22 protein-coding genes and 3 pseudogenes are annotated in these 24,149 nt (G+C 39.3%); 2 read left to right on the top strand and 23 right to left on the bottom strand.

Features of this window, described 5'->3' with window-relative positions; genetic code table 11:
* Positions 1 to 972 precede the first annotated feature (972 nt).
* The 17 genes and pseudogenes from ptsP to NSQ44_RS06795 all read right to left on the bottom strand — a co-directional run bounded on the left by ptsP (position 973) and on the right by NSQ44_RS06795 (position 19,878).
* A complete protein-coding gene (ptsP, locus tag NSQ44_RS06875; protein ID WP_340856172.1) occupies positions 973 to 2,688 on the bottom strand; it encodes a phosphoenolpyruvate--protein phosphotransferase in 1,716 nt (571 codons plus the stop codon).
* The gene (locus NSQ44_RS06870; protein WP_063389338.1) at positions 2,688 to 2,954 is read right to left on the bottom strand and encodes a phosphocarrier protein HPr; all 267 of its coding nucleotides are present in this window, start codon (positions 2,952 to 2,954) and stop codon (positions 2,688 to 2,690) included. Before NSQ44_RS06870 ends, ptsP begins: the two co-directional genes overlap by 1 nt.
* Positions 2,955 to 3,081: 127 nt before the next feature.
* The gene (gene ptsG / locus NSQ44_RS06865) at positions 3,082 to 5,151 is read right to left on the bottom strand and encodes a glucose-specific PTS transporter subunit IIBC (protein ID WP_340856169.1); all 2,070 of its coding nucleotides are present in this window, start codon (positions 5,149 to 5,151) and stop codon (positions 3,082 to 3,084) included.
* Positions 5,152 to 5,321: 170 nt separating this feature from the next.
* Complete coding sequence (gene glcT, locus NSQ44_RS06860) at positions 5,322 to 6,161, bottom strand: glucose PTS transporter transcription antiterminator GlcT (protein ID WP_340856167.1); 840 nt, start codon at positions 6,159 to 6,161, stop codon at positions 5,322 to 5,324.
* A gap of 217 nt (positions 6,162 to 6,378) precedes the next feature.
* Positions 6,379 to 7,254, bottom strand: coding sequence for a cation diffusion facilitator family transporter (locus tag NSQ44_RS06855; protein ID WP_340856164.1), 876 nt, complete (start codon positions 7,252 to 7,254; stop codon positions 6,379 to 6,381).
* A 251-nt stretch (positions 7,255 to 7,505) separates the two neighbouring features.
* On the bottom strand, positions 7,506 to 7,652 hold the full coding sequence (locus NSQ44_RS06850; RefSeq protein ID WP_063389342.1) for a YvrJ family protein: 147 nt from the start codon (positions 7,650 to 7,652) through the stop codon (positions 7,506 to 7,508).
* A gap of 66 nt (positions 7,653 to 7,718) precedes the next feature.
* A complete protein-coding gene (locus NSQ44_RS06845) occupies positions 7,719 to 7,937 on the bottom strand; it encodes a DUF2922 domain-containing protein (protein ID WP_063389343.1) in 219 nt (72 codons plus the stop codon).
* 19 nt (positions 7,938 to 7,956) lie between these two features.
* Entirely contained in the window at positions 7,957 to 8,175 is a 219-nt protein-coding gene (locus NSQ44_RS06840) for a DUF1659 domain-containing protein (RefSeq protein WP_063389344.1), read from the bottom strand.
* Positions 8,176 to 8,537: 362 nt separating this feature from the next.
* Entirely contained in the window at positions 8,538 to 9,497 is a 960-nt protein-coding gene (pfkA, locus tag NSQ44_RS06835; protein ID WP_340856160.1) for a 6-phosphofructokinase, read from the bottom strand.
* Positions 9,498 to 9,593: 96 nt separating this feature from the next.
* On the bottom strand, positions 9,594 to 10,289 hold the full coding sequence (locus NSQ44_RS06830) for a thermonuclease family protein (RefSeq protein WP_340856156.1): 696 nt from the start codon (positions 10,287 to 10,289) through the stop codon (positions 9,594 to 9,596).
* A 140-nt stretch (positions 10,290 to 10,429) separates the two neighbouring features.
* Positions 10,430 to 11,308, bottom strand: coding sequence for an IS982 family transposase (locus NSQ44_RS06825; protein ID WP_044899180.1), 879 nt, complete (start codon positions 11,306 to 11,308; stop codon positions 10,430 to 10,432).
* Positions 11,309 to 11,754: 446 nt separating this feature from the next.
* A complete protein-coding gene (locus NSQ44_RS06820) occupies positions 11,755 to 13,659 on the bottom strand; it encodes a heavy metal translocating P-type ATPase (RefSeq protein ID WP_340856153.1) in 1,905 nt (634 codons plus the stop codon).
* Positions 13,660 to 14,064: 405 nt separating this feature from the next.
* Positions 14,065 to 14,613, bottom strand: a complete 549-nt coding sequence (locus NSQ44_RS06815) for a TlpA disulfide reductase family protein (protein ID WP_311067147.1) — start codon at positions 14,611 to 14,613, stop codon at positions 14,065 to 14,067.
* A gap of 119 nt (positions 14,614 to 14,732) precedes the next feature.
* Positions 14,733 to 16,058: an oligosaccharide flippase family protein gene (locus NSQ44_RS06810; protein WP_340856149.1), complete on the bottom strand. Its 1,326-nt coding sequence runs from the start codon at positions 16,056 to 16,058 to the stop codon at positions 14,733 to 14,735.
* 147 nt (positions 16,059 to 16,205) lie between these two features.
* On the bottom strand, positions 16,206 to 17,273 hold the full coding sequence (locus NSQ44_RS06805; RefSeq protein WP_340856145.1) for a Ger(x)C family spore germination protein: 1,068 nt from the start codon (positions 17,271 to 17,273) through the stop codon (positions 16,206 to 16,208).
* Positions 17,274 to 17,275: 2 nt separating this feature from the next.
* Positions 17,276 to 18,370: pseudogene (locus tag NSQ44_RS06800) on the bottom strand (GerAB/ArcD/ProY family transporter).
* 23 nt (positions 18,371 to 18,393) lie between these two features.
* Positions 18,394 to 19,878: a spore germination protein gene (locus NSQ44_RS06795; RefSeq protein WP_445659494.1), complete on the bottom strand. Its 1,485-nt coding sequence runs from the start codon at positions 19,876 to 19,878 to the stop codon at positions 18,394 to 18,396.
* A gap of 265 nt (positions 19,879 to 20,143) precedes the next feature.
* Here NSQ44_RS06795 and NSQ44_RS06790 point away from each other — a divergent pair, with 265 nt between their 5' ends.
* The gene (locus tag NSQ44_RS06790; protein WP_063389353.1) at positions 20,144 to 20,653 is read left to right on the top strand and encodes a sigma-70 family RNA polymerase sigma factor; all 510 of its coding nucleotides are present in this window, start codon (positions 20,144 to 20,146) and stop codon (positions 20,651 to 20,653) included.
* 61 nt (positions 20,654 to 20,714) lie between these two features.
* On the opposite strand, the gene NSQ44_RS06785 is transcribed toward NSQ44_RS06790, so the two are convergent.
* The gene (locus NSQ44_RS06785; RefSeq protein ID WP_340858173.1) at positions 20,715 to 20,918 is read right to left on the bottom strand and encodes a hypothetical protein; all 204 of its coding nucleotides are present in this window, start codon (positions 20,916 to 20,918) and stop codon (positions 20,715 to 20,717) included.
* A gap of 135 nt (positions 20,919 to 21,053) precedes the next feature.
* Between NSQ44_RS06785 and NSQ44_RS06780 the strand changes: the two genes are divergently transcribed.
* Entirely contained in the window at positions 21,054 to 21,233 is a 180-nt protein-coding gene (locus NSQ44_RS06780; RefSeq protein ID WP_340786674.1) for a YkvS family protein, read from the top strand.
* 130 nt (positions 21,234 to 21,363) lie between these two features.
* Here NSQ44_RS06780 and queF read toward each other — a convergent pair.
* The 5 genes and pseudogenes from queF to queC form a co-directional block, all read right to left on the bottom strand.
* Positions 21,364 to 21,693: pseudogene (gene queF, locus NSQ44_RS06775) on the bottom strand (preQ(1) synthase); the annotation flags it as partial.
* Between the two features lie 377 nt (positions 21,694 to 22,070).
* A pseudogene (locus NSQ44_RS06770) lies at positions 22,071 to 22,238 on the bottom strand (preQ(1) synthase); the annotation flags it as partial.
* 24 nt (positions 22,239 to 22,262) lie between these two features.
* Positions 22,263 to 22,991, bottom strand: a complete 729-nt coding sequence (gene queE / locus NSQ44_RS06765) for a 7-carboxy-7-deazaguanine synthase QueE (protein WP_066247946.1) — start codon at positions 22,989 to 22,991, stop codon at positions 22,263 to 22,265.
* Positions 22,991 to 23,428 (bottom strand): 6-carboxytetrahydropterin synthase QueD, encoded by a 438-nt coding sequence (gene queD / locus NSQ44_RS06760; protein WP_063389356.1) that lies wholly within the window; start codon positions 23,426 to 23,428, stop codon positions 22,991 to 22,993. The genes queE and queD overlap by 1 nt, the downstream gene beginning before the upstream one ends.
* Positions 23,428 to 24,126, bottom strand: coding sequence for a 7-cyano-7-deazaguanine synthase QueC (queC, locus tag NSQ44_RS06755; protein WP_340856140.1), 699 nt, complete (start codon positions 24,124 to 24,126; stop codon positions 23,428 to 23,430). Before queC ends, queD begins: the two co-directional genes overlap by 1 nt.
* Between the last annotated feature and the right edge of the window lie 23 nt (positions 24,127 to 24,149).

The following is a 24,149-nucleotide window of genomic DNA, read 5'->3' as shown; positions in this document are numbered from 1 at the left end:
TGCAAACTTATCCTAATTTATATCGTGATACCCCGTCGTTTTAGTTGCTCAAACTACAAAAAGCTTTTTATGAACTGCAGCTGCTGTGTTTTGCTTTCTATCGTTTGCATCAAATTAGCTATACGCTCGCTGCAAATCATTTTTATATTTTGATGGACTTTATCGGGATAATAAAGCGGATGTAAAAATCAAAAAATGCTGATGATCTGCGTTTTTCATACTCCATTTTACTTAGAGCCGAAATTCTTTTATATTCACCTTCCGTAAATAAATCGGTTCTTGCATCAATCGAGTAGGAGGGAGCGATTAACTCCCGTCCTCTCACACCACCGTACGTACGGTTCCGTATACGGCGGTTCAATTAAGATAATTGACGCAAGTCTTTATAACTTCCGTGAATAGCTGTTCTCTTTATGCCAGTGGTCACTCCACCCTCCAAGAGGTCTCCCACGGGATTCACCGCTTCCTTCCTCAAGTGAGGTACTACGTTTTCTGTGTTCATCATGACTCACTGAATGCCAAGGGCTATTCTCTCTTAATTGTTCGGTCCTTCTTAGTTGTTCTAGACCAACTAATACTATGACCTCTGCTGACTTCTGACTGTTCAGCTATCTATCACTAGATAGGTTACCAAGGTTACTTGGCGTGCCAGCCAGACCTCCCCGGGTAAGAGTGTAATCTTTCCTTCCATCCATCTGCTTCATTTACTCTGTATCACCTTCGGCAGAAAGAGCTTTGTTTTGTCTTGCAAACTCACCCAGTGATACCTAGCCTCATATGAAGCTCGTGTTCCGAGAGACCTTAAAGTTTGCCTCCAGCTTCCTTCAGATTCCGCGTCACCACGGACACCCTTGCGTTAAGCTAACTGCTACTTCTGCCTTCGCAGCTCGGGACTTTCACCCTATAGATTACACCCATGCCGGGCGCACAAAAAGGAGCCGATTCAGATTAAACTGATCGGCTCCGTACCTTTTATATTTGGAACGTTTTTTTAACAAAAGAAACGACTTCTTCCGTTGTTTGCATAGAAAGAACTTTTTCTTTAAAGCTTTCTGCTTCCTGTTTTGAAAGCTTTTTAATTTGTGAACGCGCAGGCAAAATAGATGTTGCGCTCATGGAAAATTCATCTAATCCAAGTCCAAGCAGAAGCGGTATAGCAATCGGGTCTCCTGCCATTTCTCCGCACATTCCAACCCATTTTCCTTCCTTATGAGCTGCATCGATCACAATGGAAATTAATCGAAGGATGGCCGGATTATACGGTTGATACAAATATGAAACCCGTTCATTCATCCGGTCTGCTGCCATTGTATATTGAATTAAATCATTTGTTCCAATGCTGAAGAAATCAACCACTTTGGCAAATTGATCCGCCATAACAGCAGTTGATGGAATTTCAACCATTATTCCAACTTCGATATCATCAGCTACTTCAATACCTGCTTGAACAAGTTTTTCTTTTTCTTCGAGCAGAATAGCTTTCGCTTGATGGAATTCATCGATTGTCGCAATCATTGGAAACATGATTTTTAAGTTTCCATATTTGCTTGCGCGAAGCAGCGCTTTAAGCTGTGTCCGAAAAATATCTTGCTTTTCTAAACAAAGGCGGATGGCGCGGAATCCAAGAAAAGGATTCAGCTCCTTTGGAAGATTCAAGTAAGGAAGCTCTTTGTCCCCGCCGATATCCAATGTACGGACAACAACAGGTTTTCCTTCCATTCTCTCAAGAACTGTTTTATATGCCTCAAATTGTTCTTCTTCTGTAGGCATTTGGTCTCGTCCCATGTATAAAAATTCCGTTCGGTAGAGACCTATTCCTTCACCGCCGTTGTCAAGAACACCTTGTACGTCATTAGGCGTGCCAATATTAGCGGCAAGCTCGACACGATGTCCATCCTTCGACAACGTCGGTTCGTCTTTTAATTTAGCCCATTCCGCTTTTTGCTCTTCATATTTTTCTTTTTTCTTTTCATATTCGGCAATACAATCTTCACTTGGATTTATGATTACTTGTCCTTCAATCCCATCAACAATGACTAAAGCACCGTTTTCAATTTTGGCGGTAGCTTCCTTTGTTCCGACAACAGCAGGGATTTCCATAGAACGAGCCATGATCGCAGAATGGGATGTTCTTCCTCCAATATCAGTTGTAAATGCTTTAACAAAATTTTTGTTTAATTGCGCAGTATCAGAGGGTGTTAAATCTTCTGCAACAATAATGACTTCTTCATTAATTAAACTTGGATTTGGGATTTGAACGCCTAATAAATGGGCTATAACCCTTTTCGTGACATCCCGAATATCCGCTGCTCGTTCACGCATATACTCATTTTCCATCGCTTCGAACATCGCAATAAATTGATCAGCTGTTTCCCTCATCGCAAATTCAGCGTTTACAGCTTCGTTTTCGATTTTCTCTTTGACTGGATTTAACAGCTCAGGATCGTTCAAAACGAGCAAATGCGCTTCAAAAATCGCTGCTTTATCCGCACCAAGCCTTTCTTCTGTGCTGTTTTTAATTACCTCGAGCTCTGCTTTGGCGCTTTCGACAGATTGTTCAAAACGCTCAATTTCTGCTCGAATATTTTGTATTTCTTTTTTTGATACGGTTAAATCCGGTTCTTCTAGACGGTATGCCTTCGCAATAGCGATACCGTTTGATGCTGCAATCCCAGATAGCTGTATCATTATTCGCCTAACCCTTCTTTTTTGATTGTCTCTTCAATCGCTTGCAGTGCATCATTTTCATCAGCACCTGATGCTGTAACTTTAATGGTTGCTCCTTTTGGAATACCTAATGACATAACTCCCATAATAGATTTTAAGTTTACTGTTTTTCCATTGTATTCCAAATTAATGTCGGCTTCAAATTTGCTTGCCGTTTGCACTAATATAGTCGCAGGTCTTGCGTGAATTCCAGTGTCAGCGGTAATGTTGAATGTTTTTTCAGCCATTTGCATCAATTCCTTTCTGCTATTTTCTTTAAAAATTTTATCAGTGCATGTCGAGTTGTGCAAGCTGATAATCAATTATTTGTGAAACCAGCCTTGTCCGATTTAAACAAGGCCGGTTTACTAACTGCTACCGAATGGCAATAATGTTTTCTTCGCCCTTGTTTACTTTGCCTACTTTTTTCAATTCAATTGCTTCACCTTCTTTTAAATTAGTGAAGACAATCGGCGTCATAATAGAAGGAGAATGATTTTTAACATATTCAAGATCCACTTCAAGAAGTTTGTCACCCAATTTTACAGTATCGCCTTCTGAAACGAAAATGTCAAATCCTTTTCCTTTCAATTTTACTGTATCAATACCAAAATGGATCAATATTTCATGGCCAGAATCAGACTGCAAGCTAATAGCATGTTTCGTTGGAAATACATTTAACACTTTACCGTTAACAGGAGAGACGACGATACCTTCTTCAGGTACAATAGCAATCCCATCTCCCATCATTTTTCCAGAGAATACTTGATCCGGTACTTCTGTAATCGGATGAAGAGTACCTGTCATAGGCGATGAAAATGTTAAGCTTTCGCTTTGTAATTCTTCCGGCATAACATTTTCCACTTGTTCTTTAACTTCCTGCTCTGGAGAATGAACTTTTTCTGCTCTTGGAGTTCTTCCATTCATGATGTCTTGTATTTGAGTTTTTAAATTGTCCGATTTAGGGCCAAAAATTGCCTGGATGTTGTTGCCCACTTCTAAAACACCTGAAGCGCCGAGCTTTTTCAAGCGTTCTTTATCAACTTTCTTTTGATCATGAACAGATACGCGCAGCCTTGTGATACATGCATCAAGGTGCTGAATATTTTCATTTCCGCCAAGCGCCTCTAAAATGTTATATGGAAGATCTCCGGCTTTTTCGCTCTCCTGCTCATCATCAGACGTTTCAACACTTGCATCTTCCCGTCCAGGAGTTTTCAGGTTGAATTTTCGGATGGCAAATCGGAAACCGAAATAGTAAATGACCGCAAATACAAGCCCAACTGGGATAACGAGCCACCAAGCTGTTCGATTCGGAAGGACGCCAAATAATATAAAGTCGATCACTCCGCCTGAAAAAGTCATTCCAATTTTAACATGTAAAATATGCATGACCATAAAGGATAGTCCTGCAAATATCGCATGAATCGCAAACAAAAGCGGTGCTACAAACAAAAAGCTGAATTCAATCGGTTCTGTAATTCCTGTTAAAAACGATGTTAACGCGGCAGAACCCATAATCCCTGCGACCACTTTTTTATTCTCGGGTTTGGCTTCGTGATAAATAGCGAGTGCTGCGGCAGGGAGACCGAACATCATAAACGGAAATTTACCTGTCATAAACGTTCCAGCTGTTAATTCCACACCGTCCTTGATTTGGGCAAAGAAAATGGCCTGATCGCCGCGAACAACGTGCCCTGCTTCGTTTACATAAGAACCAAATTCATACCAAAAAGGAGCATAGAAAATATGATGTAATCCAAACGGAATCAATGAACGTTCAATCACACCGAAAATAAAAGCGGCGAGCGTTTTGTTCGTCTCAAGTATTCCTTGAGAAAACTGGTTTAATGCCCCTTGGATCGGCGGCCAAATAAAGTACATCGCAATCCCTAATAGAACAGCGGACGCAGCTGTCACAATTGGAACAAACCGCTTCCCGGCAAAAAATCCTAAATATTGCGGAAGCTCAATTTTATAATATTTGTTGTACATATAAGCAGCTATGATACCTACTATGATCCCGCCAAACACACCTGTTTGCAAAGTCTCAATTCCGAGAACGTTTGCAAACGCTGGATCAGAACTAATATCTTTAGGCATTTGACCCAAACCTGTTAAAATACCGCTCATTGTAACATTCATAATTAAGTAGCCGATGACTGCTGCAATCCCTGCAACTCCATCGCCGTTTGCAAGACCGATCGCAACGCCGACTGCAAATAACAACGGCAGGTTGGAGAATACAATTTGCCCAGCTTGCTCCATGACGCTTGCGATAAGCACGATCCAGTCGTTCGTTAAAGCAGGAATTCTATCTGTTAAATCCGGATTTTGCATAGCATTACCAAATGCAAGCAAAATACCTGCTGCAGGAAGAAGTGCTACCGGCAGCATAAGCGCGCGTCCTATTTTTTGTAAAACACCGAAAATTGATTTAAACATAACATGACCTCCTTATAATTATCATTTGACAAATGCAGCAAGAATAATCGATGTTTAGAAAAAACAAAAAAGGCATGGTGAAACAAGGCGTCAACTGTACGAAAACAAATCCCTATACAGTACACCTTGCTCACTCATGCCTGATCGAATCAGTAACACGTGCGCAAAATTTATTCTTTTTTTGCTATTCGATATAAATGCATCGTTAAATAAACAGCTTCTGCTTCATCAATTTGTTTTTTCAATACTTGCTGCATCATTTTAATCATTTTCCATGCAACATTATAGCATAGAGGATATTTTTTTTTCAACAATAAAGCTAATTCTTCTGGTTCTTCCGTTTTTTCCTCTTTGAGAACCCTTTCAATTGTTGCCTGAAGATGCCTTACAAGCCGCAAATAATTAAAGCTTTCTTTATCAAGCTGGATGTTTAAGGAATCTTCTGCAACTTCGATTAACTGACTAATAAGCTGAGAATGGCGGTTCACTTCAGAAATTGATTTATGCGTTATGGCGCTGTGAATGTGGAGAGCGATGAAACCGATCTCACCTTTTGGCAGCTTGATTTTCAGCTTATCTTCAATAATGGACACCACTTCACTAGCAATATTATATTCTTTCGGATAAAGCACTTCAGTCTCTGATAAAAAAGGGTTTTTGATGTCCATCCCCTGCTCGATCCTCTTAATTGCGAACGTAATATGGTCTGTTAAAGCTATATGAATATGTTCATTCAGAGGAAGTCCGACTTTCTTTGAAATGTGGACAATACAGTCTGAAACAACTTCTATCATCTTCTCGTTTGTATAAGGAAGAAGTTTTTTATATTGTTCCTGTTCTTGTTCGTTTTTCAGCACAAATATCTTTTCAACTGTTTCGTTGGAAATCAGCTCCCCCCTTTTTTTTCCGAAACCGATTCCTTTTCCAATCAAGACGACTTCCTGAAAGGTGTCGTGGTCAGCTATTAATACATTATTATTCAACACCTTTTTTACTTTAAAGGACCCCATGTTTAAAAAGACGCTCCTTTACCAGAAATCTATACAATCGTACAAAAAAAGAACGGGGAGGTCAATGCATTTTGCACTCAGCAAAAGCAAAAAAAATTTACAATCGAACACCTAAGACTGGTGGTGAGGCATCTAAAATGGAAATAGAAAATTTAGTTTTTTTCACCTTTCTCGGCAGTTCATACTTTCCTTTCCAAAAATGAAGAGTCCGTTTTTTTCAACTGTCGCCTTTTAAAGGTTCTATATGCACATGTACGTTCGTAATATTAAATTCTTCCGTCAGCCTTCTTTCCACTTCATCACAAATCGCATGGCTTTCAACGACATTTAAATTAGAATGAACTTTAATGACAACATCAACATATACGGTGCTTCCGACATATCTGGCTTTAATATCTTCAAGCGATTGAACCCCGGGTATATTGTTAATTGTTTCTTTATATTTGTCTAACTCCTTCTCTGAAAATCCGTCCGTTAAGGAATGAACCGCTTCTTTGAAGATATCCCAAGCAGTTTTGCAAATAAGCACTCCGATGATCATCGCAACAACTGTGTCCATCCATGCGATATGAAATTGCGCCGCCAAAATCCCTAGGAATGTTCCGACACTAACATATGCATCGGATCGATTGTCCATAGCTGCTGCCGTGAGCGCTTGACTTTTTATTTTTTTCGCAAGTCTTACATTAGATAAATAAACGGAAAACATGACGATTGCAGAGCCGATAGCCGTCCATGCCGCGATCAAATCAGGTGATTCTGTTTTCGGGTTTATGATTGATTTTGCTCCTTCAGTAAGAACTTCAAAACCGACCATGACCATAATCAATGATGCAATTAAAGACGCAATGGTTTCTGCCCGAAAATGTCCATAGTGATGATCTTGGTCAGGAGGACGCTGCGATATTTTTAATCCAACTAAAACCGCGATCGAAGCAATTACATCAGTCCCGTTGTTCAGTCCGTCAGCCATTAAAGCTTCCGAATGAAAAAAATATCCGACCGCTATCTTTACAACGGTCAACAAAATATAGGCTGCAATGCTGATCCATGCTCCCCGTTCACCCATTTTTAAATTTTGATAAACTTCCACCTTCCACTAACTCCATTCGTTTAGTCTGCCATTTATACTATCAAAAAAACATGTAAAGGTCTATACATACAGATTATTTCCTTGTTACAAAAGGTTTAATATCAAAAGGTTTTTCTGAAATCAAAGCGAACATTCCAATATGGAGATTAGTAAAACAAGGAAAAATATAAATTATTTCATTTTTTTACATTACATTAAAAAAATATAGCAACCAAACTTTTTACAGTTTGATTGCTATCAATCGAGAGAGATTAATTTTCTTTTTGTGTCAAATAAACCGGGATCATTTGAATCGAATGGTTTAGGTCATCAAGCTTGCCTTCAATCCGGTGAAGCAAATAGAGTGTCACAACAATAGGAAAACCGACATCGCTGATAAACGACAGCCAATCGTGCAAACCAATCCCTCCCTTTATGGCATCTGAAATCCGGCCTGTTCCCGAACCGGAAACAGGCCGCTTCCGTCAGCTCATCGTATATTCTGTCACCGTTTGCTCAATAATTCTGGCTCCTTTTTTTGAAACGAGCGAACCACCAGAAGAAGTAAAAACATTTGATTGAATGATTGTTTCCATAGCTTGACCAATTTGCTCTGCTGTTAATGAATCCTTAGGTTCATCAACATTAATTCTGACTGTCTTTCCTTCCGTATTGGCAAAAAGAAGATCGAGCGATTTAGACATTTTTTCACCCCCAGATTACTTATGCATTAATTTGATGCGTATCGTTTCGTTCCACTTTGGCAAGCGGCATTTTTTGAAGACTGGCAATTGCTTGGGCTGCTCTAAGCAAATCATCTGCACTAGCTGACGTTTTAATATTGCTGTAATTTTTATAGCGATACAGCGGCTTGCCGGAATGATCAAAACCTTCTTCAAAAACAAGACGCAATTGGGATTTGACCGGTTGAACCTCAGCCATTTGCTCGCACCTCCTTTCACCTTCTTTATATAAAGAAATGAAAAAAAAGGGGCAGCAAATATGTAAAAAAGGTGAAAAAAAGAAATGAAAACAGAGCCCTGTCGTTGCAGACAACAACGGCTGTTGATGCCGTTTTGATCATTTCCAATAAACGGAATCTCTTTGGTTTCGTCAATATTTTATTTGGATAAAACTAAATGTTAGGGTAATGAATTTCATCAAAATTAAAAAAGCATTTACGAAGTGCTCTCTTATTATGAAAGTGGTCAAACCCCATTAAAAAGGAGACTTCGTAAATGCAAAACTATTGTGTATCACAAAACGGAACGGATGAAAAAATAAAAGAGCGGTGTCCGCTCTTTTTAAATAGAAAGCTGTTTTGACAACGTATATAATTCTCCGATTGGTTCGCTCTTTTCTTTCAATATCTCTTCAATATCATGATCAACGATTTGGTTTTTCTGTATTCCGACTGCTCTTCCGCCTTTTCCTTCTAACAGAAGCTCAACTGCTCTCGCTCCCATTCTGGAAGCAAGAACTCTATCAAATCCAGTTGGAGAGCCGCCGCGCTGAATATGTCCTAATACCGATACTCGCGTCTCAATGCCGTATTTTTCCTTTAAAATATCGGCAAGTTTTGATGCGCTCATAACTCCTTCAGCTAACGCAATAATAGAATGTTTTTTCCCGCGTTCAACACCATGCTCCAACCGCTTGACAATATCATCTAAGTCAAACGATCTTTCAGGGATTAAGATCGTTTCAGCGCCTCCAGCTACTCCTGTCCAAAGCGCTATATCACCAGCATGCCGCCCCATCACTTCGATTATAAAAATCCGCTCATGGGATTGCGCTGTGTCCCTAATTTGGTCCATTGCCCTTACAACCGTATTTAGAGCTGTATCAAATCCGATCGTGAAATCTGTTCCTGGAATATCGTTATCGATCGTTCCAGGCAATCCAATGCAAGGGAAGCCTTTTTCCGTCAGCTTCAAAGCCCCTCGGTATGATCCGTCTCCGCCAATTACAACAAGACCTTCAATTTCAAATGATTTTAATTGTTGAATCGCAAGAAGCTGTCCTTCTTCTGTTTTAAATTGTTCAGAGCGCGACGATTGGAGAATCGTGCCGCCGCGGTGAATAATGTCCCCTACAGAGCCAAGCTCTAATTTTTTTATGTCACCGTTAATTAATCCTTGATATCCATGGTATACTCCATAAACTTCCAACCCATGAAATATCCCTTTTCTTACAACTGCACGTATTCCAGCATTCATCCCCGGAGAATCTCCGCCAGACGTTAATACAGCTATTCGTTTCATTCTATCACCTCATTATGCAGTTCAATAATTGCTGCCATCTCATGTTTTATAAAATGTATTATATCAAAAAATTTTCCCGCTTAAATGATTTTCTCGTTATTCAGCTTTTCGAAATCCGGCTTCTTTTGCTTCCTCCTCTGTACAAAACATCATTTCTGGTTTTGTTATATAATAGTGCCTGCTGCCAGGCATATGGTATATTTTTTCACCTTTTGAATTAATGTTTCCTTTTATGTCGCAGCCCTCTTTTTTGTCGTCTTGTCCAATCTTATCATTAAATCCATCGTCTGTGACATAGTTTTCTATACTCCAGATTCCGATTTCTTTGTGCTGGGCTTTTTTTTGAACATCCAAAAAACGGTCTACATATTTTGTATTTGGCTGATGAACGTATGCGACGCGGGCTAGCCCGTTTTCAAGCAGCATTTCATTAAACATTTGTCCGTTTATATATAAATAAACAAGTAATCTTCCATACTTGTCACGTTCTCTAACGCCAAGCTCTAATTCAACTTTTTTGTCTGACAGCATTTCTTTTGCAAAATTGCTTGCTTCGATTGCAAATGGCTGCACAGGCTTCGTTGGGTGTACAGATTCAGGAGTATCGACAAGAAGAAGTCGGATTGTTTCTTTTTTATTGTTGACGATGACTTTCATCGTATCACCATCGACGACATCAATTACTTTGGCTTCCAACCGATTGTTTACGGCTGAATCATCTTTTTGCCAAAGCTCCCATCCGAAAAATAATGCAAGCAAACCAAAAAATAAAACAATCCATTTTCTCCACATGATGTTCTTCCTCTCTATTGTGTCCATTCAATGAAATATCATTTTAAGCGAAAAGAACATTCATATCAATAAGAAATGTGGAGGATTTTTCACCTTCAAAGTTATTTTAAATGTTGTTTACCCGTGGTGCTAGTTGAGCGCTAGCGCTCAACTAGCCCGAGTGTTACAAGCGAATACACCAACAAGATGCCATCTAGTGCCACTTCAAATCCTGAAATCGTATTCGCACGAATGTCTGTCATACGATACTGGTCAATAAGGACGGAGAACACCGTTTCGATTACTTTCCGTTTTTGTTTGAGCCATGTCTCCCATGACTCCGATGGGCGGTGTTTCTGGTTTTTGCGAGATGGAGTCCAAAAAGCGATTTGGTACGCCTCATACAACTTTTTTTGCAATTCACTACTGATGAATCCTTTGTCACCCAAGTTATAGGGGTGAGGAATTTGAGTCATGACGGTTTCAGCTGCAGTTCGATCGTGACAGGACGCCTCGGTTACCACGTATCCCATAGGTAGCCCTTGGTCTGTCACTTGAAGATGAAACTTAAACCCATAGTACCACTGCTTTTTCGATGCACAAAATCCAATGTCAGCGATGCCTTGAAATCGTTTGACACGGTACATTCTTGCGGCATGGCACAACTCGATTGGCATGCTATCTACGACCGCATAGGCATGGTGTTGCCCACGTTTCGCCAGTTCATGACGAATCCATTTGATCGCAAAGCGCAGCGCTCGGCAACGGCGATTGTATCGAGAACGTTCGAGAAAACGTCCATCCGTGAACAAGTTCCCAGTAACAAAGCGATGCCATGCACGTTCGGAAGAGAAGCCAAGCAACTTTCCTAACAGATGAATGGCAATGATCACTGCGTCTTCTTGTTTCGCCAAATGACGATTGCGGCGTTGAAGATAGCATTGAATGTGTGACAGCTGGGCAGAAACAAAAAAGAAAATGGCTGCATATTGTTTTTGAATTTTCGCTTTGTCTGTTGTAAAATGAAAGTGCTCTTGCATGGGGATTCTCCTTTCGAATGTTTGGTCGCACTTTCATTCTACAGGAGATCCGCAGGCAAGGGCTATTTTATGCTTACTCGATTTTATCTAGCACCACGGGTGTTGTTTACATTTTTCTCGGAATATTTTATAAATAAAACCATTCTAGTATAATAATAATGGTAAAGCAATCGGGGGAGTTAAGGAGTGTATTTTTTGTGACATTTATCAAAAGAAATATCGTCCCGATCCTCTGCTTGGCGGCATTTTCGTCACCCATAATCGGCATGATGTTAATTGATGTGTATTATTACAGTTCGGTAATCGGGTGGGTGGTTGGATTCATTTTTATTGTAGCTGCATACATAATTGTAACGAAACGACCCGATGACTCTGAACCAAATGACTTTTTAAAAGAAAATAAAAGGCGGATCATATAGCTTAATCCGCCTTGTTATTCTTCTTATTTATGATCTTAATAGCCGCAATCCATTTAAAATGACAAGTATGGTGCTTCCTTCGTGGCCAATGACTCCGAACGGCAAGTCAATGACTTGAAGGAAATTAGCACATATGAGAAGGGCGACGACCGATAGAGAAAAGGCAATATTTTGTTTCACAATTTTGTTCATTTTTTGCGACAATTCGATCGCTTTGATCAATTTCGTTAAATCGTTTTTCATTAATACAACATCTGCTGTTTCCAAAGCAACATCCGTTCCCTCCCCCATTGCTATACCGACAGATGCTGTTTTTAAAGCTGGTGCGTCATTGATACCGTCGCCGATCATCGCCGTTACGCCGAATTGTTTATTCAACTGCTTTATTCGGTCAACTTTGCTTTCAGGCAGACATTCACCGTGAAATTCATCAACGGATGCCTCTTTAGCAATGGCTTCAGCTGACGCTTTCGTATCGCCCGTCAGCATCACCGTATAGATGCCTTTGCTTTTCAATTCATCCATCAAATTTTTCATATCAGGTCTAAGTACATCTTTTAAAGCGATGCTTGCGGCAATTCCTTTTTCGTCTTTAACATAAACAACCGTTTTCCCTTGTTTGTATAATTTCTTGGAAACAGAGTTTTGAAATTGTTCAGCCTCTTCTTTTCCGACAAACGCAGCTTTCCCAACGAATATTTTCTGCCCGTTCCAAGAAGCAGAAACTCCAAACCCTGAATGTTCATCCACTGATACCCATTCATCTTTCAGTCCTTTTACATTTTCCTGAATATAAGCTGTAATAGCTTTGGCAAGAGGATGGGAGGATTGCCGCTCAATATTGTAAACTGCTTGTAATAGCTCTGTTTTTTCGACGTCTGGGCGTACGATTATGTCCGTGACGATCGGCTCGCCTTTTGTCAAAGTTCCCGTTTTATCAAACGCGACCGCCCGAATTTTATTAAGACGCTCTAAATGTACGCCCCCTTTAAACAAAATGCCGTTTCTTGCCCCGTTAGAAATAGCGGATAACGTCGCCGGCATGATCGAGGCGACGAGCGCGCACGGGGAAGCCACTACCATAAACACCATCGATCTGTAAAAAGCTTCCTGAAAGCTCCAGCCTAATAAAAATGGAGGAGCAATCATCAAAACAGCCACTGCAATAAGCACACCTTTTACATACGTTCCTTCAAATTTTTCAATAAATTGCTGGGACGGAGATTTTTCAGATTGGGCGTTTTGCACCAGTTCAATAATTTTTTGAAAAAGCGTTTCCGATGCTTTTTTCGTTACGCGAACGGTGATCGATCCATTTACGTTTACAGTCCCTGCATACACTTCACTTCCAGGCTCTTTCTCAACCGGGATGGATTCGCCCGTTATAGCTGATTCATCCACTGTCGTATGACCATTTATGAGCTGGCCATCCACCGGAATGCGGTCCCCGGGCTTCACAATGATCAAATCTCCAATCGATAAAGTGGAAACATGCACTTTTTCTTCCCGTCCATCTACTAAAAGCAGCGCTTCTTCAGGCTGCAATTCCATCAATGAAGAGATCTCCTTGTTTGTTTTGTTCATTGTATACGTTTCTAATGCGCCGCTTAGGGCAAAAATAAAAATTAAAATCGCTCCTTCAAGCCAATAGCCGATGATTGCCGAACCGATAGCAGCAAAAACCATCAGCAGCTCTACATTCAACTTGCCTTCGCGGATCGTTTCTTCAATTCCCTCTTTAGCTTTGGCAAATCCCCCTATAACGAATGCGAAAATAAATAAAATCGTTGATATGATGTTGAAATCATCTCTGCTAAGCAGCCAAGCGAAAAAAATGAGAACACCTGACACAATGGCCGCAATCATTTCAACATGCTGTTTCAACCCTTGAAATAATCCCGTATTATGAAACATCTTTGCTTCCATTCTCATTTACAACCTCCTAACTGAGAATAAAATTCAGCTTCACTTCTATTGAATTCCATATGCTATTCTTGGTGACTAGTAAAAAAACTATTAAAATATCAACATCTATATGTATATTATATATCAACAATTATTTTTTTCAAGTAATAATTATATTAATTTTAAATTAATAATTAATATTAATAATTATTATCATTCTCAATCACGGTTTTTACAGATCAAAAACGCAGGCTGGAAAATCGGTCGATTCATATGTTAAGCATTAAAATTCTATTTTTTAAAAAAGGAAGGGGCTGTCTAATAAGTCGTTTTTACGGCTTATTGACGCCCCCTTTAATGTTTTAGAAACGTTGATATATCGATGTTTATGATTTTTTGTTTTCAATAGGGATTTCACTTTATGGACAGCCTCTACAAATCGGTTAAACGTTTTAATTGTTCGGTTGTTACGGGACCAATGATTTTTTTAAACACCTGTCCTTGTTCATCGATTATAAAAGTAGTGGGAATGACCATAACCTTGTATAATTTCATGACTTCGCCTTTTTCATCAAAAAGCACAGGAAAATCAAATCCGCTCTTTGATAAAAAAGACTTTACTTCTTCTTTTCCCCCTTCTTCTGAAGTAATGTTAATTCCTAAAAACGCGACGTGCTCAGAATCCGCTTGTTCATAAAAACGTTGAAGCTCAGGCAATTCTTCCTTACATGGAGGGCACCACGTCGTCCAAAAATTGATCACGACCTTTTTCCCTTTAAAATCCGAAAGTTTTACCATCTTGCCGTCAGTTGTTGGCAAAACAAAATTGTTAGCGGGCACTTTCGAATTTTCTTTCGTTATTATTTCTTTCATGGTTGTTTTGCTCGGTGCATTTTCTTGTTTCAAATCGCTCTCTTGACATCCTAAAAACACACATGATATAAGCAGAAAATGAAAAAGCAAGGCAGCTGTTTTTTTCAAAACGCTTCCCCCTTCATGAGAGCACTATTTTTTTCCATTCAATGATGGAAAAATGATGACTTTCGCTATTTCATACTTTATTGCTGCGATAGATCACAGTAGAGACAACCTGGAAAATCTTAATGAACACGTTTTTCCTTCAGCGACCAATAGCCAATGCCGATTTTTTGGCATATTGTCATATAATGCATTAACAATTGCAGCAATCCTCCTGCATTGAGCCCGATAATAACTCCTGACATTTGCCATTCTGGCTGCGATCCAAGCAAAAAGATGACGACAAACGAGATAAAATGTGCCCAAACCGTATGAAACAAAGCATCCTTTATTAAATTCAGACCGATCAAATACGCTTGCAGCGGAATGATCAAAAAGTGGGTAAAAAAGTACGGCCATAAAAGCTTTAAAAAAAGTGTTGCAGTAGTTCCGTTGACAAACAAACTTGTAAGCGGCTCAGCAAAAGCAAACATAATCACAATCGCAGGTATTCCGTAAAGCATTGTCATTCCGAGCGATTGCTGCAAAAGCTTCTTTAAAAGTTCCTGGTTTCCTTTAGCAAACGCTTCTGATACAGTTGGGATCAAAATCGTTAACAGTGCATGGGCGATAAACGCGGGAAAAAAGCCGATCGTCATCGCAACTCCGGAAAGCAGACCGAACTGTTCTGTTGCTCCAACCTCCGAAACACCTGCTGCCATTAATGCATATTTGATTAAAAACGGCTGAATCGCATGTGTCATAGAATGAAAAATGCGCAAAATTGTCGTCGGAACAGAGACACGAAATAAACTCCGCCGGATCAAAGCTGTTTTGGATGAAGCGAGCGTGCTTTTTTTTAGTTCTTGCGCCTGATAGACATAAACGGTAAGCAAATAAAGAACAATAACGGCTTCGCTTGCAATAAATGAGCTTAACCCTGCAATGACAGACATTTCAGGAGAAAATTCAAACAGGTTGAACAGCAAAATGAGCAGAATAAGCTGAACAAGCTTGCGGAACCCATTTGCAAATGCAATTTTCCCCATTTGCTGCGTGCCCATTAAATAGCCTCTTGCAATAGAGGAAAAAGAAATCATCGGAACAAGCAGTACAAATAAAACCGTAACGGAAGGATGATAGCTTTTTAGCGGCGGAAGAGCAGGAAACAGCAAAAAAACAATTAAGCTGAAGCAAATGCTGATCCACAAAGTTAGGCGAAAAGCATATTTCAACATTGGCCAATGGTACGACTTTTCAGTTTCCGCCACATATTTTGAAATAGATATCGGCAATTCAAAGCTTGCTAACACGATAATGAAAAACATAATAGGCATGATCGACATATAGTGGCCGATGCCTTCTTCACCAAGTTCCCGCGTCAATACCATGTTAATCATAAAATCAAAGCATTCCCCTAGAAACGAAGCAACGATTAAAAGCAGAGCTCCCTTAAAAAATGTTTTCATTTTTCCTCCCTCTTTTCTTATTTCATGCATATGAGACAAGTTCAAAAACATGACAGAAGATCGGAAGAGGGAGGAAAATTTTTAGTCAGCCTTTGTTATTTCGGTTTCTCGTTTCATTGGCAAAACGAAGCAATCAAATATTTAGAATTATTGCACCACACCAGTTTCAGTAATTTTTACATCCGCATGCACATCGACTTCCATCTTGGAATAAATATCCCTCCAATTTTTCACTTTTCTTAAACCTCTCGCATGGCTTAAAATTTCTTCTCCTAATCCAACCGGATCAATGTTTTTCTCTTTAAACATATCGATCATCTCCATACTGTTCTTCACAATTTCCTTTTCAAACGCTTTTTCAGCTTTTTTTAAGATTTCCGGACGAACAGTCCCTTCCGAATATTCGCGTAGATACCCTTCAATTTCCAGCTCTATCGTTAAATGGAACGGATTTTTTTCATCGATGTTCGATCTTCTTTTCGAACGGATGCTTTCTATAGATGCTTTATTTCCATCATCTATTGTGATCGTATGAATTCCTTTAACATATCGATCGGAAAGAAGCTTAAAATAAAAAAGCTGATCATTTTCGATTTCGCCAACCATTTTGTCCTTTTGAAACAAGGCAAGTCCAGTTATTTTGACATGGTCGTTTTTCTTTTCTAATAAAGGTAAAGAAGGGTCTTTTCCTTTCATGCGAAAGTTGCGCAAATATGTGTGTAAATTGATAATCGGCAAATTTTCCCGGTGCATATTATGCTCCACTAAATTGCGAAAGTACGTGGCAGTCCCCTGTTGTCCATATTTTCCTTCCAGCAAATTTTTCGCTTCACCTTTGCAGACCGCTAAAATAACCTTTGAACCGACGCTTGCATCTCGTTCAAGCGAGTCGACATATTTTTCAATTCCCTGTTTTGCTACGTCTTCACTGTAAAGAGCAAATTGCAATTTTCCATAAACTAGAGGGGCTGGCGACTCCTTTTGCAAATCGGAAATCAGATCCCTGCTTAAATCTGATTCGACCGTCATCACCTTGCTGTCGACCGGCTGCTCCTTTTTATATTCAGGAGCAACAATGGTTCCTTTAATTTTATTGCCTTCGCCGACATCGTATCCAATAACCATCACTAAATTGACATCATCAATAATTTCTTTATCCAGACATCCATAAAGCATCAGCATGAACAACATAATGAAGGAGAGAATTTTCCACATGTTTATGTTCTCCTTTTCCATAAATCCCGTGCAAACGTAATGAGGTATAAAACCGGAATATAGCAAAATACAATACCAAGAGCATACGTATTGATGATCTTATTTAATAATTGAATATCTTCTTTATCAACAATGACATTGACTATAAAAAACATGACGACCAGAACAGAAATGATTGCCTTCTTTTCTGTTATTCCAAAAATTTCTGTTATACCTCTTTTGGCGCTCCACAACATGACGCAAATATTCGGCAAGATGACGAGAGACCAGGAAGCAATGCCGATATATTCGAATCTTTCAACAAAAGGAAGTTCAACAATTTTCCACATCGCTAGCGTCGCCCATTTATTGCGCAATATTTCTTCTTCCGCAGAATAATAAACGACCGAAACAATCATGATGATGATATATGAACAGGTTGTAAATAAATTTCCAATATGAGCCCATTTTTGGGATTTGTCAATATTTTTGACAAAGGGGTAATACAAAAAAAGAGTTTCAAAACCAATAACAGTTATGACCATCTGCATCGTTCCCATGAAAATTTCCTGAGGTGAATGATCCATAATTGGCAAGAGGTGCTGAAGATCTGCAAAACGAGTCGGGAAAATTAAAAATGTAAGAAAAATCTAAAGCGGCAGAACCACTCCAAAAAAAGCAAATCCGGTTACTACCCGAAATCCACCGTTAAAAATGTAATAAAGCAATCCCATAAAAATCGCGGTATAAATCCAAATATTTAAATCTTCAAACATCCACACCTTCAAAATTTCAATATATCCTATTAATATGGCGCAGCTTACAAGAAAAAAATAGATGATCCAAACAATGTTCAATCCCTTGCCGACCCATTTTCCAAACAAATCGTGCTGCAGTGTCATTAAGCTTCCGCTTGAACGTTTCAAAATTTGATAGATCATCCAAATGTACAGATGAACAATTAGACCGATCAAAATAACTGAAATCCATGAATCATGTCCCGCATACTTGACGACATTTTTTTGAAAACCTAATACACCGATGCCGAATTGAGTGCTGTGCACTAAATAAAAAACGAGCGGTGCGGAAACTTTATGACGTTCTGCTATTTGCGCCAAGTTGGATTCCTCCTCTTCCGCTGTTATTCATCAATATCTTTATTTTCCCTCGATTTCTCTTCATCCATTCGCTTCGGCTGCTCCGTCCGCAGCTGTTTCGGACGTTCATTCATCATTGAAAACGGCATACGCAGGAATGCATCCTTTAAATCGGTAATTCTCGGAGGATAGATTGGCTCCAAAAAAGGACGTCCGAGAGAAGTTAATCGTAAAAGATGGGTCGCTAAAAAACAAAAGCATAAAACGATTCCTAAAAGACCGTACATTTCGGCAAACATGAGAAAAGGAAAACGCAAAAGCCTGATCGTATTGCCCATTTTATAGACAGGTGTTGTAAATGATGCTAATGCAGCAAGAGCTACAATGATGAGCAAAATATTGCTTGTTAAACCTGCTTCCACACTGGCTGTTCCGATTACAATCCCCCCGACGATGCCGATCGTTTGTCCAACCTTTGTCGGCAGCCGGGCGCCCGCCTCACGCAGCAATTCGATCGTTCCTTCCAAAAACAGCGCCTCTAAAAAAGGCGGAACTGGGACCTCCCTTCTGGATGTGACAAAATTGTTTAGTAAATCAGTTGGAATTAACTCATAATGATAATTTAATACAGCTACATAAATCGGTGTTGCCAATATGGAAAAGGAGACAGCAAACAGGCGGATAATACGGAAAAAGGAAGACAAAATCCAATTTAAAAAATAATCTTCAAACGATGCGAAAAATTCGACAAGAGTTGTCGGACCGATTAATACATGGGGAGAGCCGTCCACAATGACCGCTATTTTCCCTTCCGCCAAAATGGAAACTACACGGTCCGGTCTTTCCGTATCCAACAGCTGAGGAAAGGGAGAATTATGATTGTCAGAGATCATTTCCGTAATGTACGAACTATCATTCACTTGATCAATTTGGATATTAGAAATTCTTTGCCAAACCGTAAATACATTTTCCTCATCCGCTATGCCTTCTATATAGATGATCGCTATTCTCGTTTGCGACAGCCTGCCAATTTTTAAAGTCCGAATGCGCAGCTCTTCAATCGGCAATCGTTTTCGAATTAAATTAATATTGGATTCAATGGACTCAACAAACGCCTCTTTCGGACCGATGACCGTAAATTCCACTTCCGGGAGTGTAACTTCTCTAGCTTTGTTTAATTTTGCATTAACGAGCAAGCACGGAGATCCATATTCGCTTAGCGAAATCATAACAAAGCCTTCCAACAGCTTTTCCTTCATTAAATCCGTATCAATGGTTAAAAAAATATCTTTAACCGGTAAAATGTTTTTTAGTTCTTCTAATGACTGCCAATATTTTGAGTGAATCGGCTTTAAAATGTTTTCATTTAATATATTTACATCCACTAACGTTTCAAAATATGAAATCCAATATTTGATATGGCTTGTATTGACGTCATATTGAATAAAATCAGTAGAACTGCGGAAGACAGCAAACAATTTTTCAATTGAATCTTTTCTTTTCCAATTTTGCTTATACATTCGGCTCATTCATCCCACCTCTTTCCATTATTTTTTCAAGTCATCTTTTTATTTATTCAATTAAATTTCTTCTATAGAAATAATGAGAAAAATGGTGAAAACGGAGGAGGCTGAAACGAAATAATTGCATTTTCCTATATAGAAAATTGAATTTCCCAGACAATTGGACGCGTATCATCTTAATCATGATGATTCGCTCAAATGATTTACACCGTTTACGATTGTATTACCGCGGAAAAAAAAAAGAGCGCGCTCTTTGAAAGGATGCGCACACGTGGAAAAGAATCAATCATTTGAGGAGATGCTAACTGCTTTTCGCCCTTTAATTTTTCACATTATGAAAACTTTAAATATTTATACAGACCAAGACGAGTTTTTTCAAATAGCAGCGATCGCCCTCTGGAAAGCAAGCATCAATTATGACGAACAGAAAGGACGGTTTGCCACTTATGCTTATGCAACGATAAAAGGCTCGCTCATGACAGAATTAAGGAAAAAACAAACATATAAAGAAAGGCATGTTCTTCATGCGAATGACATAATAGCTGCTAAATTGGAATTTTTTCCATATACAGACATTGAAGCAAGAGATTTATATGAACGGATTGCCCCCGCTTTATCAGATGCTCAACGAATTTGGTTTACCATGTATTTTTTTGAAGGAAAAACTCAGAAGGAAATTGCAGAGGAGCTAAATGTCACAGTCAATAAAGTAAAAAATTGGAGAAAAGGAGCATTAAAAAAATTGAAGAAATATGCCGTAAAGGCACGGGAAGAACAGTGAACAGTCTTTAATAGCAGTTTTTAAGAGGAAGATGTGCCAAAAATTAAGAAGCTGACATCGGTCAGCTTCTTGGATCTTTTGTATATCGGTAAACAATGCTGCCACCGCGTTTTGCTGTTCCATGAAAATGTTTAAAATCTTCCCTTTCGATCAGCACTTTGCGAAACACCATAAAATCTTCCTTTGATACACAATATTCTTCCAGTTCTCCATCACGAAGCTTGTTTAAAATGTCTTGTATCTCTTGATTTGTCAACTCGACCATCTCCTTTTCTATGAAAAACAGTCTACCGAGCAATGGAAACTTTTTACCTATTTTTTTGCGATTGTCCAAAAAAACTTTACAATTCTAAAGAAATCATGCAAAATATTTGAAAATCCATAAAAAAGGAGAGAACAAATGAAAATTGCTGAAGTTGGAGATGTTATTGAATTTAAAGACGGTCTCAAAGGAATTGTCGAAAAAGTAAATGAAAATTCCGTCATCGTCGATCTTACGTACATGGAAAACTTTCGGGAAATGGATCTGGAACAAAAAACAGTAGTTAATCATAAAAACTATAAAATTGTCGAAAAGTAAAACGGAGAATTGAATGCTCCGTTTTACTTTTTCTTATATTAAAGAGTTTAGTGCCATTTCAAGAATTTTTTACAATTAACGCAAGTTTCGGCAGGTTCTTTTATCAAAAAAACGCCTCAAGCGACTTGCTTTATCGGTTGTCCACTTTTTCCGGGTACAAATCATGGTTCATCATACGATACTCCGCCATTTTCTCGTATTTTGTTCCAGGACGTCCCCAATTGACATAAGGATCAATAGAAATACCGCCGCGCGGCGTAAATTTTCCCCATACTTCGATGTAGCGGGGCTCCATGATCTTGATTAAATCATTCATGATAATATTAACACAATCTTCATGGAAATCGCCGTGGTTGCGGAAGCTGAACAAATAAAGCTTCAGCGACTTGCTTTCCACACATTTTTTGTCTGGAATATAGCTGATATAAATGGTCGCGAAGTCCGGTTGTCCGGTGATTGGCCTCTGTTTTTCACAAACAGGTGGACTATATCATATTCTTATTCAACTGCGATATTGAATAAGAACCCTTGCGCTTCCACCAAGATAATATATGCTGTCATCTTGGTGTACTCTACTCTCTTCCTCCAACACTACTCTTACTCGCTTCATGCTGGAGTGATTTCGATAGTCTCTGCACCTTCCTCAAATTTAAGAAGAAGATTCCCTTAAATTTGAGGCTTGGCTCAGGGTTGGAAAGATAATGGGAATAAGAGACAAGAACATGTTTTTCTTTTATTCGATCACAATTGCCATTTTCGCTTTTTACTCCATTATCCTCTTCCCCTGAATTCACAAGGTTTATCCGACAGTGTCGCCACTGAAGTGTGCCCTTATTGACACAAGCTGGTAAACTCCGGACAATTGAACTTCACGAAATAATCGCGGTCTGGATGTTTATTATCGAATACTTCCAACACTTCTGGGCTGTATTCAAATAAATATTTTGTATTTTTGTTGCCTAACAGCGTCAGATCTTTCAATTCATCATCTTTTCTTCCAGCCATCTTTTTTCATCCTTTCCTATTCATTTACACTCCGCGCTTGTTTCCCCAAACAAGTGCATGAAGCTGCGGCAAAACTCGAGCATCGTTCATTTCTTTTGATTGAACAGTCAATTCGATCAGCCATTCTAATTTTTCTAAAAGTTGATTTCTCAGGAGGTGATCATTTTGTTCGTTTACTTGATCATTTCCAGGCTGCAAATAAAATGAAATATTTGGATAGCGAAGGTGGACGTTTTTCGCGTAATCAAAATCTTCCTCATTAAAAACAACAACTTTTAGACTAACATTGTCTTTCCGTCCGCCATCGATCAGCCGCTTCATAATGTCATCAAGCACAGTAAAGTTCGTTTTCATCCCTGAACTAGGAGGCTTGGGAGATAGAGTTAAATCATCGATTAGTAAAAACCAATCTTGATAACGGCTTCCCTGTGTCTCCAATGCAGTGCGAAATCCTTGCTCCCTTAAAAGGATAATCAATTCATCCAATCCTCTAATCAATGCCGGATTTCCGCCCGAAATGGTGACGTGATTGAAGCGATCGCCGCCAAGCTCAATAAGATCGTCCAAAATTTCCGCTGCTGTCATTTGTTTAATTTCATCTTTTGCTGAACCGTTCCACGTAAAAGCTGAATCACACCAGCTGCATGAATAGTCGCAACCGGCCGTTCGGACAAACATTGTTTTTTGTCCGATCACCATTCCTTCCCCTTGAATGGTCGGTCCAAAAATCTCGATGACCGGTATTTTTTTCATTATTTCATCTCCCTTTTCGGACGGTACACAACATAGCTTGTCGGCGTTTCTCTGACAAACACCTGCAAGCATTTCGGTTTATTCGGGAGTACATTTAAATGATCCTGGACAATTTCCCAAATTTTCCGCGCAACCACTTCTGTCGTTGGAAAGTCTTCGCTGTTTTGACCATTGAATACATCCGTATGGTCATTGAGCAGCGTATGGTCAAATCGATCATGAACCCATTTTTTTAAATGCTGAAAATTCACAAGGAATCCTGAATCATCAAGCTGATCACCGCAAATAGTGAGATTGACGAAATACGTGTGACCATGTACACGGGCGCATTTCCCCGCTTTTTCATGCGGGATGTAGTGTGCAGCAGATATTTGCATATCTTTATTCAGCTCATAACTATAACTATGAAAAACTTGCGGATAAAATTGATGAAGCATCACGTATTAGCTCCTTTTTCAGCCAAATATTGTTCCAATCCCCTTTTTCTCAATAAGCAAGCAGGACATTCGCCGCATCCGTCGCCAATAATACCGTTATAGCACGTCAACGTTTTTTCGCGAATGATATCGAACACCCCTAACTCATCGGCAAACTTCCACGTTTCCGCTTTATTGATCCACATAAGCGGCGTGTGAATCACAAAATCCTCTTCCATCGCTAAATTAATCGTTACATTGCAGGATTTTACGAACACGTCCCGGCAGTCAGGATAGCCGCTGAAATCCGTTTCACATACACCTGTCACAATATGTTTCGCTCCCAGTTGTTTCGCCAAAATGGCGGCAAATGTCAAAAAAACTAAATTCCTCCCCGGAACAAAAGTGTTGGGAAGCTCTCCTTCCTTTTGTTCAATTTCCATATTTGAACGTGTTAATGCATTCGGCGCCATTTGATTTAATAAGGACATGTCCAGCACATAATGAGGTATGCCGGCTTCGTTCGCAATGTTTTTCGCTGCTTCAATTTCCTGTGCATGCCGCTGATTATAATGAAACGTGACAGCGGTCACCTCATCAAATTGTTTCTTCGCCCAAAACAAACAAGTTGTACTGTCTTGTCCTCCGCTAAACACAACGACCGCTTTCTTATTATCCATTTGAAAACGCTCCTTTCTGAAAAAAAGAAAGCCATTCACACTGCCTAGCTTAAACAGAAACT

The organism is Aeribacillus sp. FSL M8-0254, assembly GCF_038008845.1.
Lineage (GTDB): Bacteria > Bacillota > Bacilli > Bacillales > Aeribacillaceae > Aeribacillus > Aeribacillus composti.
This window is presented reverse-complemented; position numbering and strand designations above follow the sequence as displayed.

What these genes read in the sequence shown, in the direction of transcription:
- ptsG (WP_340856169.1), bottom strand. Translation starts at nt 5,151, where the DNA reads ATGTTTAAATCAATTTTCGGTGTTTTACAAAAAATAGGACGCGCGCTT.
- queE (WP_066247946.1), bottom strand. Translation starts at nt 22,991, where the DNA reads ATGAAAAAAATACCGGTCATCGAGATTTTTGGACCGACCATTCAAGGG.
- NSQ44_RS06830 (WP_340856156.1), bottom strand. Translation starts at nt 10,289, where the DNA reads ATGTGGAGAAAATGGATTGTTTTATTTTTTGGTTTGCTTGCATTATTT.
- NSQ44_RS06845 (WP_063389343.1), bottom strand. Translation starts at nt 7,937, where the DNA reads ATGTCTAAATCGCTCGATCTTCTTTTTGCCAATACGGAAGGAAAGACA.
- glcT (WP_340856167.1), bottom strand. Translation starts at nt 6,161, where the DNA reads ATGGGGTCCTTTAAAGTAAAAAAGGTGTTGAATAATAATGTATTAATA.
- NSQ44_RS06840 (WP_063389344.1), bottom strand. Translation starts at nt 8,175, where the DNA reads ATGGCTGAGGTTCAACCGGTCAAATCCCAATTGCGTCTTGTTTTTGAA.
- ptsP (WP_340856172.1), bottom strand. Translation starts at nt 2,688, where the DNA reads ATGATACAGCTATCTGGGATTGCAGCATCAAACGGTATCGCTATTGCG.
- NSQ44_RS06785 (WP_340858173.1), bottom strand. Translation starts at nt 20,918, where the DNA reads ATGGTCGAGTTGACAAATCAAGAGATACAAGACATTTTAAACAAGCTT.
- NSQ44_RS06810 (WP_340856149.1), bottom strand. Translation starts at nt 16,058, where the DNA reads ATGAAAACATTTTTTAAGGGAGCTCTGCTTTTAATCGTTGCTTCGTTT.
- NSQ44_RS06820 (WP_340856153.1), bottom strand. Translation starts at nt 13,659, where the DNA reads ATGAGAATGGAAGCAAAGATGTTTCATAATACGGGATTATTTCAAGGG.
- NSQ44_RS06780 (WP_340786674.1), top strand. Translation starts at nt 21,054, where the DNA reads ATGAAAATTGCTGAAGTTGGAGATGTTATTGAATTTAAAGACGGTCTC.
- queD (WP_063389356.1), bottom strand. Translation starts at nt 23,428, where the DNA reads ATGCTTCATCAATTTTATCCGCAAGTTTTTCATAGTTATAGTTATGAG.
- NSQ44_RS06870 (WP_063389338.1), bottom strand. Translation starts at nt 2,954, where the DNA reads ATGGCTGAAAAAACATTCAACATTACCGCTGACACTGGAATTCACGCA.
- NSQ44_RS06805 (WP_340856145.1), bottom strand. Translation starts at nt 17,273, where the DNA reads ATGTGGAAAATTCTCTCCTTCATTATGTTGTTCATGCTGATGCTTTAT.
- pfkA (WP_340856160.1), bottom strand. Translation starts at nt 9,497, where the DNA reads ATGAAACGAATAGCTGTATTAACGTCTGGCGGAGATTCTCCGGGGATG.
- NSQ44_RS06825 (WP_044899180.1), bottom strand. Translation starts at nt 11,308, where the DNA reads ATGCAAGAGCACTTTCATTTTACAACAGACAAAGCGAAAATTCAAAAA.
- NSQ44_RS06795 (WP_445659494.1), bottom strand. Translation starts at nt 19,878, where the DNA reads ATGAGCCGAATGTATAAGCAAAATTGGAAAAGAAAAGATTCAATTGAA.